Origin of the sequence: Aquitalea sp. ASV15 (assembly GCF_016429115.1) — a bacterium.
Taxonomy (GTDB): Bacteria; Pseudomonadota; Gammaproteobacteria; order Burkholderiales; family Chromobacteriaceae; genus Aquitalea; species Aquitalea magnusonii.
Genome location: NZ_JAELTZ010000078.1, coordinates 1 through 12317, shown reverse-complemented (window position 1 = coordinate 12317; position 12317 = coordinate 1). Strand labels below are relative to the sequence as shown.

Genomic DNA, 12317 nt, shown 5'->3' with positions numbered 1-12317 from the left:
GTGCTGGCGCGCGCTGGCTCTTGCCTTGCAGCCAGTTGCGCAGCAGGCGGCTGCACAGCGGGATGAAGCAGAACACCATGGCCGGCGTCAGCAGCAGGGTGCTGCACAGCACGCGCAGCACCAGCGGCAGGGCGGCCAGCTGCTCGCCCAGCAGCAGGTTGAAACTGAGTGAAACCGGGAAAAAGGCTAGCCAGATCATCACCGCCTGCTTCCAGCGCGGCGGTGCTTGCAGGCCGAACCAGCTGTCCAGTCCGCTGGCGCAATGCACCTGACTATGGCGGATCAGCCCGGCACCTTCTTGCAGCCATTGCTGGCGGGCGGGGCAAGCGGCCCAGGCGTCCAGGCTGGACTGGCTGGCGAAGCGGAACAGGATCTGCCAGCAGTCGTCGCCCGGCGGTGGCGACAACAGCCCCGAGCCGAGATAGCCAGCAGCCTGGCTGGCAAGGGCTTCGCCGTGGCGGATCCACTGGTGAAATTCGGCATGGCGGGTCGGGTCGATGCGACGGGTGATCAGCAAGGTAAGCGGGGTGTCGGATGTCATGTCTGGCTCCTGCGGGCAAGCCGTACCGCATCGGGGTGGGAGCGGACGGCACGCTTCCGGGGTGGTGGAAGCGTTTCTGTCACGGTCAAAGCAAACAATATGCCTGGTGTGATGCAGCCGCCCGTCTTCCGCCTTATTTGCGCAGCAAACGCAGGCCGTTGCCCACTACCAGCAGGCTGGCACCCACATCGGCGAACACCGCCATCCACATGCTGCCCATGCCAAACAGGGTCAGCAGCAGGAAAACTGCCTTGATGCCCAGTGCCAGGGCGATGTTTTGCACCAGAATGGCGTGGGTGGCGCGTGACAGGCGCACAAAAGCCGGGATATTGGCCAGATCATCGTCCATCAGGGCCACGTCGGCGGTTTCGATGGCAGTGTCCGAACCCATGGCTCCCATGGCGAAGCCGATATCGGCACGGGCCAGGGCCGGGGCATCGTTGATGCCATCGCCCACCATGCCGACCAGACCCTGGCCGGACAAGGCGGCTATCGCATCGGCCTTGTCCTGTGGCCGCTGATTGCCGCGGGCCTCATCGATGCCGGCCAGGCTGGCGATGGCGCTGGCACTGGCCTGGTTGTCGCCGCTCAGCATGAGGGTTTTCACGCCCAGCTGGTGCAGTTCGGCCACGGCTGCCGCGCTGCCGGGCTTGATGGTGTCGGCCACCGCAAACAGGGCCAGCGCGCCGCTGTCATCCAGCAAGACCACCACACTCTTGCCCTGCGCCTCCAGTGCCGCCAGCCGTGTGGCCAGTGCCGGCGGGCAGTGGCCGCTTTCCTGCAGCAGCCGCTGGTTGCCCAGCAGATAGTCGCGGCCGGCGATATGGCCCTGGATGCCACGCCCGGGCAGGGCGCGGAATTGGCTCACCGGCAACAGCGGCAGCGCCTGCTGCCTGGCGGCGCGGCTCAGTGCTTGCGAGACCGGGTGATCGGAACGGTCGGCCAGGCTGGCCGCCAGTTGCTGGTAATCGCTGGGTGTGGCTGTGCCCAGTGCGACAAAGTCGGTCTGTTCCGGTTTGCCGTGGGTGATGGTGCCGGTCTTGTCCAGCGCCAGCCAGCGCAAATGCCTGCCCTGTTCCAGCCAGACCCCGCCCTTGATCAGGATGCCGCGCCGGGCGGCGGCAGCCAGGCCGCTGACGATGGTGACCGGCGTGGAAATGACCAGGGCGCAGGGGCAGGCGATGACCAGCAGCACCAGCGCCTTGTACAGCCAGTCATGCCAGTTGCCGCCAGCCAGCAACGGCGGCAGCAGCGCAACAGCCAGCGCCAGCAGGAACACGGCCGGGGTGTAGTAGCGGGCAAAGTTGTCGACAAAGCGCTGGGTGGGCGCACGTGCGCCCTGTGCCTGCTCCACGGCATGGATGATGCGCGCCAGCATGGTGTCGTTGGCGGCGGCCGTGACCCGATATTCAAACGAGCCGCTGGCATTCAGCGTGCCGGCGTATACGCTGTCGCCCACGTTTTTTTCCACCGGCAGGCTTTCACCGGTCATGGCCGACTGATTGACGCTTGAGCTGCCGGCCAGCAGCACGCCATCCAGTGCGATGCGCTCGCCGGGGGCGACCCACACGATGCTGCCGATGGCGATGTCGGCCACGGCCATGCTCTGCCAGCTGCCGTCCGCCTGCTGCACCATGGACTGGGGTGGCGTCAGCTGCAGCAGGCCGCCGATGGCATTGCGTGCGCGTTCCAGCGAGCGTGCCTCGATGCGCTCGGCCAGGGTGAACAGCACCATCACCATGGCGGCTTCCGGCCATTGACCCAGCAATAGCGCACCGCTGACGGCGATACTCATCAGTGCATTGATGTTGAGGGTGCGGTTACGCAGGGCAATCCAGCCTTTTTGATAGGTGCCCAGGCCGCAGCTGAGAATGGCGGCCAGCGCCAGCACGGCCGCCAGCCAGCCGGGCAGCTTGAGCCAGCTGCAGATTTCCGCGGCGGCGGCGGCCACGCCGGCCAGGGCCAGCGGCCACCATGCGGCGGACTGTGTTGCCTGCCCGGCCGGGGTGGCGCCGGTTTGCGGTTCAAATCCGAGGCTGCGCAGGGCTGCCAGAATGCCCGGCAATACCGCGGGCTGATGGCTGACCGTCAATACCCGTTGCATCAGGTTGAATTCCATGTCCTGCACGCCGGGCATTCCCCCCAGCTTGTTGCGGATCAGTGCTTCTTCGGTGGGGCAGTCCATTTGCAGGATGCGGATGGGGGTGCGCAGCAGTTCGCCCATGCTTTGTGCTGCAGGCAGCGCCGCCAGGGTGCTGGCCGCTACGCCGTTGCAGCCACAGCTGTGCTGCTGGGCATGCTGTCCGGCATGCTGGTGCGGGGGGTGTTGGTGTTTCATGCTGGTCTCCACTGCGACATTGGCTTACAGTAAACACCTTGTAGCAACTACAAGGTCAAGCCTTGGCTGGGAGGGTGGAATGAAAATCGGCGATCTGGCGCGTCACGCCGGCTGCACCACGGAAACGGTGCGTTTTTATGAAAAGGAAGGGCTGCTGCCGGCGGCTGACCGTGCCGCCAACAATTACCGCAGCTATGGCCCGCGCCATCTGGAGCGGCTGCGTTTTGTACGCAATTGCCGCGCCCTGGACATGACCCACGAGGAAATCCACCAGCTGCTGCAGATGGAAACGGCCGGCGGCGATTGCCGCGGGGTGAACGAATTGCTGGATGCGCATATCGAGCATGTGGACCAGCGCATTGCCGAGCTGCTGCAACTCAAGCAACAGCTGGATGCGCTGCGCCAGCGCTGTCAGCAACAGCAGGGGGTGGACGAATGCGGCATCTTGCAGGGTCTGGCGGAAATGGAAACCAGCGCCCGGCCGGAACGCCACACCCATCTGGGTTGAGTGGCGGGCCGGCCGGAACCTGGCTGTCTCATACCTGATACTGCGCCACGGTTTGCAGAATGCTTCTGGCCTGATGATGCAGCTGGCGTGCGGCATCGGCCGAGCTGCTGGCCGCCGAGGAGTTCTCCTCGGCCATCTGGGCAATCTGTTCCACCCGTTGGGCAATGGTGGTGCTGGTGCTGGTCTGTTCCGAAATGCTGTTGGAAATATCGTGCACCAGTCCCATGGCCTGATGGGTATTGCTCTGGATCTGGCCAATCGCCGTATTGGCCTCGCGGGCGCCATCCGCTTCACGATTGGCCCGTTCCACCACCGTCTCCATGCTGCTGACCGCATCCTGCGTGCCCTGCTGCATCTTGCTGATGACCGAGGAAATTTCGGTGGTGGATTTGGCCGTGCGTTCGGCCAGCTTGCGCACCTCGTCCGCCACCACGGCAAAGCCGCGGCCCATTTCGCCGGCACGGGCGGCCTCGATGGCGGCATTCAGCGCCAGCAGATTGGTCTGTTCGGCAATGTCCTTGATGATGCCCATGACGGTGGCAATGGTCTGGCTGTCTTCTTTCAGCTGGTTGATCTGGCTGGCGGCGTTGCGGATGGAGGTCGATACCTGGGTGATGCCCTCCACCGTGGCCAGGATCACCTTGCCACCCTGGGTGGCGGTGCTGCCGGCGGCACTGGTCTGGCTGCTGGCTTCCTGGGCGCGGTCTGACACGTGATTGATGCTGACGGTCATTTCTTCAACCGCGGCCGCCATGGCGGAGGCAGCCTCGCTCTGCACTTCCGAACTGCGGGCAATCTGCGAGGTATTGGCCGCCATGCCTTCGATGGCCTGGTCAACCGATTCCACACTCTTGCGGATATCCTGGAAGCTGCCTTGCAATTGCTGCAGCAGGGCATTGAAGGCCTCGGCGGTATCGCCTACCTCGTCCTTGCGCTTGACCTGCGCCCGCACGCGGAAATCCAGTGATTCGCGCACGGTCAGCATCACGCTGCGAATACTTTGCAGGCTGCTGCGGATATGCAGGAACAGTTTGCCACCCAAGATGCCGCACAGCAGCAGGCACACACCGACAATGGCCACGGACAGCGTGATGGCACGATCATAGGCCACGGCATTTTCCGACGACAGCTTGTCAGCAAGCTGATAGTTGAATTTCACATGTTCGGTCAGCTGTTTGTTGAGGGCTGCCGTGGCTGCGCGCATGGTGCCGCCGATAATGGCCTGCTCTGCTTCCTGGGTTTTGTTGTCCTTGGAGAGTTGCAGCAGCGCATTGCGGCTGCTGCGGTATTCCTGCAGCAGCTTGCGGTCCTGCTCCAGCAGCTTGCGGTCATCCTCGTTGGAAATCAGTTCTTTCTCGTAGCGGGCCAGCGCGTCATCCAGACGCTGATCATTGCTATTGATGGCCTGCAGGTCCTTTTCCTTTTGCGCGGGGTCGTGGTCGATGACATGGCGGTAGGTGCCGGTGCGCGACTGGGTCAGCGCGTCCTGCGCCTCGTCCAGGGTGGAAATGCTGGGAAAGGTGTTGGCTTTCAGATAGTTGAAGCGCTCATTGGCCAGGTTTTGCTCATACAGGCCGAAGCTGCCTATGCCGAGCAGGGCAAGCAGGGCGATGCCCAGCGTGAGCGCCAGACGTTGTGAAATATTCATGGTTTCCCCTTCTCCACTGGTTATTAGTAACTGGCTTGCTACTTTGCCTGTTTCGTTATAGCTGGCAGATGGATTGTGCCAAGCCTTGTTTCATATGACCGGCGCATCTTGGCCGGTGCTGGCGCCGGCCACGCAGCGCTTGTCGCAAGGCTGAGACGCTTTGCCGGTATCCCGCCAGCATGGCGGGCCTGCAAACATCGACAACCTGCTCCCGACGTGTGACATGGCGATGGTCATGGATGGCCCTTGTCCGGCTTGGCGGCATGTTTCTGTCGCAGGTGCGAGACAGTTGCGCGCGCCGCCGGCCCGGCCTTTGTGCGCCAACCCTTATGGCATGGGGATGGGACGCCGCTGGCATGCTTTCTGCATTGAAGGGGGCATTACCCAGCCCTGTGGTGGCCAGCATGAACAGCTCCTTATTCCGCCTCTTCTTCCCGGCTTTGCTGGCCGGCAGCCTGCTGGCATCGGCTGCGGCACAGGGCGAGGGCGAGATGGTGATCGGTCGCGATGTGCCGGCGCGTTCGGCCATCCGCCACGGCGATCCCAGTCCGCAAGTCAGCCAGGTTGCCACTTCTCCATCCGCTGCCATGCCGGTGCTTACACAACAGCTGGCCGATCCGGTACTGGCTGCCACCCATGTGGTGATGGCTGGTCCGGCCCTGCAGGGGCCGGCGCTGGCGCTGGACGGCCAGTCTGGCTGGTCCGGCCTGGCTGCAGGCGGCGCCAATGGCAAGCAGGCAGGTGGCATGGCCGGCGCGGCTGTGTCCGCGGTCGGGGTAGGGCATCTGCTGCAATCGGCCCTGCATCCCTGAACGGCCTGGCGACAAGGAGACAAGTCATGCGCATCTTGCAAATGTTGTGGTTGGGCGGCGGCCTGAGTGCAGTACTGGCCCATGCCGACCAACTGGCCCTGATCGAGAACAGTGGCCAGTCGGCACAGGGCGTGCTGGCGGTGAACCAGGCGGCAGGCAATGCCAATCAGCAAGGCAATCTGCAGGCTTTGGCAGTAGCCGGCGGGCTGGCAGTAGCCAGCGTCGGCTTGTCGCAGCAGCAGGGCAGGGTACAGGACGACACGGCCCAGCAAAACCTGCGGGCCAGCATTGGCGGTGCCGCGTTTGCCGGCAGCCAGGGTGTGCTGGCGGTGAACCAGAGTGCCGGCTATGCCAACCAGTCACTCAATGCCTTTAGCCTGGCGCTGGCCGCCAAAGCGCAGGCCAGTGGCCGTGACATGCCGGCAGCGGTGCAGGATGCCGTGCTGGCCGGTGCCACGGCGGCGACCCCAGCCGGGGCCCCTGCCAGCGGCAGCGCCGGGCAGACAACCGAATTATCCGCAGCAGCTTTCCAGGGAAGCCGGGGGCTGGTGCAGCTTAACCAGATTGCTGGCAGCCATAACCTGGCTGTCAATGTCGTGGCCGTGCAATGGGCCAACCCGTGAGCCGTGCCGGCTTTTGCCAGTGGTGGCGGGGCCGGTATTCAAGCAAATCGCTAGGAGAACAATCATGACCGCAATGCTGCAGAAAAAAGTGCTTTTCGTCGCTCTTGTTGGTATGTTCGGTGCCGCTCATGCCATGGAACCGCCGACTCAGCCGAATCCGCCGGCCACTACCAGCAACAAGATCAGCAATAACCTGTCCAACACCTATAGCAATACCAATGTCAGCCTGACTGGCACCGCCTATCTGGAAGGCATTGCCGTGTACGAGGTGTTTGACCCCAAGGCTGATGCCATGGCCAGTGCGCAGGTGAATGATGTACAGAAAAACCTGGGCAACAAGCTGAATGTCACCGACCCCACCAGCTCCAGCGTAAGCGGCAGTGTAAGCAATATCCAGGGTAATGCTGGCGTGAACAATGCCTCCGGCTTCTTCAACCAGCAGGCCAATAACGTGGCCATCGGCTCGGCCTCTGGCAAGAATAGCGGTGCGGTGGCTTCTACCTCCTTCGAGCAGATGAACGACGGCAATAGCTACACCTTCGCCGAGCCGATGCGTGGCACTTCCAATGACATGAGCGCCAGCATCAGCAACTCGCTGAACACCATCCAGGGTAATGCCGGGGTGAACAATGCGGCAGGCGCCGGCAACCAGCAGAAGAATGACGTGGCACTGGCCTCGGCCAGCTCGGCCGTGCTGGCTACCGCCTCCGCTGGTGGCATGCAGGTGAACCAGGGCACTTCGGTCACGACTTTCTTCCCGCTTAACGGCACAGCCAGCATCACCGGCTCTGTCAATGGCATCAGCGGCAATGTCGGCCTGAATAATGCGGCCGGCTTGTCCAACCAGCAGGTCAACAGCCTGTCGGTTGCCGCCACCCACTAAGTCAGGAGACGCCGGCAGCGCAGTCCTTGGGCCGTGCTGCCGGCTTTTGCCATGAAACTCACCATGCGCTTGCTGCTATCTCTCCTGCTGGGGCTGTCCTGTCCCGGTGGTGAGCAGTTCGCCCAGGCGGCCGAGCTGGCGGTTCCCGCCTATACCGGCGAGGGCAATCTCTACAAGCGGGTGCACAGCCTGCGTGAAATGCGCTTTGCCCATGTGGTGGAGCAACATACCGATTTCAGCTGCGGTGCTGCCGCGCTGGCCACCTTGCTGCGTTACGGCTTTGGCCGCGACCTCGACGAGCAGCAAGTCATCGCCGGCATGCTGGCCGGAGCCAATGCCGATGTGGTGCGCCAGCAGGGTTTTTCCATGCTGGACATGAAGCACTATGTGAATACGCTGGGCCTGCGCGCCAGCGGTTTTGTCAGCGGACCGGAGCGTTTGCCTGCGCTGCGCATTCCGGCACTGATCATGCTCGATATCAATGGTTACAAGCACTTTGTGATTCTGAAGCTGGCCACCCGCGACACGGTGTATGTGGCCGACCCGGCGCTGGGCAACCGGGCGCTCGCCATGAGGGACTTTGCCCGGCAGTGGAATGGCGTGCTGCTGGCGGTAGCCGGCCCCGGCTATCAGCCGCAAGGGCCGTTGCGCCAGCTGCCCAGCCTGTTGTCGGCGCGACAGCTGATGAACGGCATGCAGCCGGTGCAGCAGGCCGATCTGGTGGAATACGGCTTTCTCTACAGTGATTTCTTATAGTTGCGGCCTGTGGGCGCTGGCCCGCCGGCGACGACCGGGAGCATGGCATGCGTATCTTATCCAGGGCAGTGCCGCTACTGCTGGCACTGACTGCCAGTGTGCCGGCGCAAGCCGCCATGCTGGCTTATGTCGACGACAGCGTGCTGGACAGCTTGCGCGGTCGTTATATCGATGCCGGGCAGATTGTGCGCTTCGGCGTGCAGATGCTCACCACCTGGCAGAACCAGGCCGGCGTGGTGCAAGGGGCCGGATTGCAGCTGACGGCCCAGGCCGGGGCGGTGCCGGTCATCAGTCGCTATACCCTGAATGGTGATGGCACGACGGCGGCAGCAGCGGCAGCCCCGACTGGCGGGCTGGCTTCGGTACAGGGGGTGGTGCAGCTCAATCAGCAGGCTGGCAATGGCAATAGCTCCAGCAACAGCACCAGCATAGACATCCGCCGCGATGGCACGGCCAGCCTGCAGATGCCGGCCGGCTGGCAGAGTAGTGGCAGTGGTACGACGCTTGGCAGCGGCCAGCTGTCCGTCAGCATGGATCTGGGCAATGCCGGACGCATGGGCCAGTTGCTGGGCCAGGGCCAGTTGCTGCAGTTTGCCAGCATCAATGGCAGCGGCATCAGTACCGACAATAGCCTGCGCATCCAGTTGGTATTGCAGCCCCAAAGCAGCGGCTTCAGCTTCAGCATCCCCAGCCGCTTGATGCTGTCCGGCAGCGGCGTGCGCTGAGGCGCCCGCCTGGCCTGCGCCTGGCCTGCCGTCCGGTCTCATTCGACCGCGCTGATCTCGTATTTCTTCAACAGGCGGTAGAGCGTGGCGCGGGAGATGCCCAGCGTGCGTGCCGCCTGGCTGCTGTTGTGATTGTGCAATTGCAGCGCCATGGTCAGCGCTTCCCGTTCCGCCCTTTCCCGCACCGCTTCCAGCCCGTTGTGCAGCGGCGGCAGCATGCTGCTGCCCAGCCCCATGTCTTGCGGACGGATGACCCGACCGCTGGCCATGGCCAGCCCCTGGCTGATGCGGTTGGACATTTCACGGATATTGCCCGGCCAGTCGTGTTGCAGCATGACCGCCAATGCCTCGTAAGACAGCCGCTTGAGCGGAATGCCATGGCGGCTGGCACTCTGCTGCAGCAGATATTGCGCCAGCAGCGGGATGTCCGAGCGCCGCTCACGCAGCGCCGGCAGTTGCAACTGGCAGACACACAGCCGGTAGTACAGATCCTCGCGGAAGCGACCCTTGGCAATGGCCGCCGGCAGGTCGACATGGGTGGCCGACAGCACGCGGGTGTCGATATTGCGGCTGCGGTTGTCGCCAAGCCGGTCTATGGTGCCTTCCTGCAGAAAGCGCAGCAGGTTGACCTGGGCCTCTATCGCCATGTCACCGATTTCATCCAGAAACAGCGTGCCGTTTTGCGCCGCCTCGATGCGGCCGATGCGACAGCTGGATGCGCCGGTGAAGGCGCCGCGCTCGTGGCCAAACAGCTCGGATTGCACCAGATTCACCGGCAGGCCGCCGCAGTTGACCGCCTGGAAGGGGCCATCGGCGCGTTCGGAGTGCTGGTGGATCAGCTGCGCCACCAGCTCCTTGCCGGTGCCGGACTCGCCGGTAATCATCACCGTGACATTCACCCGCGCCAGCCGGCGGATTTCCTGGCGCAGGCGGCGGATGCTGGGGTGCTCGCCCACCAGTTGCTGCGCCTCCTGTTCCACCTGTTCGTGCTGGCTGCGCCGGCGCAACAGGGTTTTGCCGTGCAGCCGGCCCAGGGTGACGGCCAGCCTTTCGTCCTCGGTGGGCAGGCAGTGGTAGTCATAGCAGCTGTCATTGATAAAGGCGCGCACCGCCGCTTGTTCCAGCTGGGCGCGCTCGGTCAGCAGCAGCCATTCCAGGTCAAGCTGGCTGGCCAGTTGCTGCAGGGCAGCGCTTTTGCGCAGCAGCTTGCCGTCCAGCAACAGCAGGCCGGCACTGCAGGTGACGCTGCGCTGGGGCTTCCACTGCTGCGGATCATGAATATGGATGATGTGCCAATGCTGCTGGCGCAGCGCGTGCAGGACTGGCAGCAGGGCATCCGACCCCACTGCCAGCAAAGTCTTGTTTGCATGCATGACCAACTCCGTTAGAAACGGTAGGGGAATTTCACCGAAAACGCATAATTGGGGCTGTCCGGGGTCATGCCCAGCGACAGATTGGGAATGATGGACAGGTGCTTGCTGAAGGCGTAGGTCAGGCCCAGGTTCAGATTGGCGGCATTGGCGCTGCTGCCGGTCACGTCGGTCCAGTTGCTGCCCTGTTGCCGCATGCGTGCCTGTTGCACCATCTGTTGCGAATAGGACAGGCCCAGGCTGAGCTTGTCGTTGAGGGCAAAGGCGATGCCGGCACCCCAGCTCCAGCTGTCTCCCAGCCGCACGTCTCCCGGCTGGGTCACGCCGGCGGTGGGGCTGATGTCGCTGAAATGGCCGTCCAGATAGTGGGTGTAGCTGAGGCTGGCAAACAGCACGGCCGGGTCGACGGTCTTGACGAAGGACAGGCTGGTACTCAGGCCCCAGACACCATTGCCGGTGGGCAGGCGATTGGGGATGGACAGATTGTTGTTGTCAGCTGACTGCACCAGCTTGATGCCGTAGGGATTGCGCCCGGTTGGCGCCTTGGCGCGCACACTCCATACAATGTCCGGCCAGTCGGCATTTTCTTCCACCAGCTTGTAGCCCACGCCAAAGCTGACATCGCCCAGCGTCGGGCCTTGCTGCACCGAACCTTGCGACACGCTGTTGGCCGCACCGCCAGCGCCGCCGGAAAAATAAGTGGCATCACGGGCGACAAAGGGGATGTCCACATCCAGCTGCCAGCGTGGGCTGGGCGAATAGCGGGTGGTCAGGCCCAGGGTGACGCTGTCACTGACCACCTTGTCCAGATTGATATTGCCCAGAAAAATCGAATCCAGCGCCAGAAAGCCATTCAGCACCAGTTCGCGGGTGTCATAGTGGGTGTAGGTGAAGCTGGGTTCGATGGAAAACTTCCCGGCGGCAAAGCCGCTGGCTTCCTGGTAGATGTCTTCCACGCTCTTGGGGACTTCGCTGACCACTGGCAGGGCCGGACCACTGCCGGCTGCCACCGTTCCCTGGCTGGCCGGGGTCTCGTTGCTCGGCGGATTATTGGCGGCACTGGCGGCGGTATTGCCGTGTTGCAGGCTGGCCAGCTGTCTTTCCAGCTGGCGGATACGGCTCTCCTGCTGCTGGTTAGTCTGGGCCAGGGCGCTGATTTGCTGTTGCAGGCTCTCCAGGCTGATTTCAGCCTGTGCCTGCAGCGGAAAGGCAACGGCAAGGGCGGCGCTCAGCAATAGCGGTTTGGCACCTGGGCAAATACTACGCGGCAGATTCATGATCATTTCCTTGCAGGGCAGGTGCGGGCAGAGCAAGGATGGATGCCGGCCAAGGCGGGCAGGCATGCCGATGCTTCCCGGTCACCTGATGGGGTGATTGATGCATTGCATGGCCCGACTTGATGTTAGTTATTTAAACTGTAATTGATGCAATTTATTTATCTTGTATACTAGCCCAGCGTAAGAACAAGGCAAGTTTAATTTGACTGGCATACGCAAATCGTGGGCAATATGCAGTGGCTGGCCTGCTGCTGCGGGCAGTGCCATATGGCCGCCCCCGCCGGCGCACAAGCATGATGAACAGGCTGGATGACAGGGAGTCAACGATGAGGAAATTCATTGCACTACTGGCGGGTGTCTGCTTGCTGGCCGCCTGCGGGCTGGCCCTGGCGGCCGAGCCCTTCAAGCTGGCTTTTGTCGATACCGGCAATACCGGGCGCAGCGTGACGGCCGAAGCGCTGGCCAGACAACGCATCGAGCAGCAGCAACTGCCCATTGCGGTGATTTCGCGGGCAGTCGACATGGACCCCTACGATAACCGCCCCGAGGCCCATGCTGCCAGCCTGCTGCTACAGCGCGGCATCGACGTGTCGGCCCATCGTGCCGCACAGCTCAATGCCAATGATGTCCGCCATTCCGACCTGATTCTCACCATGACCGCCAAGCACAAGGCCAAGGTGCTGGAGCTATTCCCCGAAGCCAGGGGCAAGACCTTCACCCTGTCCGAATACGCCAGCGGCAATATGGATGATGTGGCCGATGCCTGGGGCAAGCCGCTGGCCGCATACCAGGACATGCTGCGCCAGGTAGAAGGCTATCTGCCGGCGGTGCTGGAC

At 63.2% G+C, this 12317-nt stretch carries 12 protein-coding genes; 7 read left to right on the top strand and 5 right to left on the bottom strand.

Going from position 1 to position 12317, the window contains the following annotated elements; genetic code table 11:
* Together JHD64_RS19810 and JHD64_RS19805 are read right to left on the bottom strand one after the other, a co-directional pair.
* Positions 1-541: antibiotic biosynthesis monooxygenase (locus JHD64_RS19810; protein WP_199055238.1), on the bottom strand; the 541-nt coding region annotated here is incomplete at its 3' end.
* 133 nt (positions 542-674) lie between these two features.
* A complete protein-coding gene (locus JHD64_RS19805) occupies positions 675-2879 on the bottom strand; it encodes a heavy metal translocating P-type ATPase (RefSeq protein WP_199055236.1) in 2205 nt (734 codons plus the stop codon).
* Between the two features lie 79 nt (positions 2880-2958).
* On the opposite strand from JHD64_RS19805, the gene cadR reads away from it, so the two are divergent.
* The gene (gene cadR, locus JHD64_RS19800; RefSeq protein ID WP_059286339.1) at positions 2959-3387 is read left to right on the top strand and encodes a Cd(II)/Pb(II)-responsive transcriptional regulator; all 429 of its coding nucleotides are present in this window, start codon (positions 2959-2961) and stop codon (positions 3385-3387) included.
* Between the two features lie 28 nt (positions 3388-3415).
* Here cadR and JHD64_RS19795 read toward each other — a convergent pair whose 3' ends face one another.
* A complete protein-coding gene (locus tag JHD64_RS19795; protein ID WP_199055234.1) occupies positions 3416-5035 on the bottom strand; it encodes a methyl-accepting chemotaxis protein in 1620 nt (539 codons plus the stop codon).
* Positions 5036-5439: 404 nt separating this feature from the next.
* Here JHD64_RS19795 and JHD64_RS19790 point away from each other — a divergent pair, with 404 nt between their 5' ends.
* The 5 genes from JHD64_RS19790 (at position 5440) to JHD64_RS19770 (ending at position 8834) form a co-directional block, all read left to right on the top strand.
* Complete coding sequence (locus JHD64_RS19790; protein ID WP_199055232.1) at positions 5440-5847, top strand: hypothetical protein; 408 nt, start codon at positions 5440-5442, stop codon at positions 5845-5847.
* A 26-nt stretch (positions 5848-5873) separates the two neighbouring features.
* On the top strand, positions 5874-6470 hold the full coding sequence (locus JHD64_RS19785) for a hypothetical protein (RefSeq protein WP_199055230.1): 597 nt from the start codon (positions 5874-5876) through the stop codon (positions 6468-6470).
* A gap of 64 nt (positions 6471-6534) precedes the next feature.
* Positions 6535-7353: a hypothetical protein gene (locus tag JHD64_RS19780; RefSeq protein ID WP_199055229.1), complete on the top strand. Its 819-nt coding sequence runs from the start codon at positions 6535-6537 to the stop codon at positions 7351-7353.
* A gap of 51 nt (positions 7354-7404) precedes the next feature.
* Positions 7405-8109, top strand: a complete 705-nt coding sequence (locus tag JHD64_RS19775) for a C39 family peptidase (RefSeq protein ID WP_082693484.1) — start codon at positions 7405-7407, stop codon at positions 8107-8109.
* Positions 8110-8156: 47 nt separating this feature from the next.
* Positions 8157-8834, top strand: a complete 678-nt coding sequence (locus JHD64_RS19770) for a hypothetical protein (protein WP_199055228.1) — start codon at positions 8157-8159, stop codon at positions 8832-8834.
* A gap of 38 nt (positions 8835-8872) precedes the next feature.
* On the opposite strand, the gene JHD64_RS19765 is transcribed toward JHD64_RS19770, so the two are convergent.
* Complete coding sequence (locus JHD64_RS19765; protein ID WP_199055227.1) at positions 8873-10207, bottom strand: sigma-54 dependent transcriptional regulator; 1335 nt, start codon at positions 10205-10207, stop codon at positions 8873-8875.
* A gap of 11 nt (positions 10208-10218) precedes the next feature.
* Complete coding sequence (locus tag JHD64_RS19760; protein ID WP_199055226.1) at positions 10219-11481, bottom strand: porin; 1263 nt, start codon at positions 11479-11481, stop codon at positions 10219-10221.
* Between the two features lie 326 nt (positions 11482-11807).
* Between JHD64_RS19760 and JHD64_RS19755 the strand changes: the two genes are divergently transcribed.
* A partial coding sequence (locus JHD64_RS19755) for a hypothetical protein (protein WP_199055225.1) occupies positions 11808-12317 on the top strand: 510 nt, incomplete at its 3' end.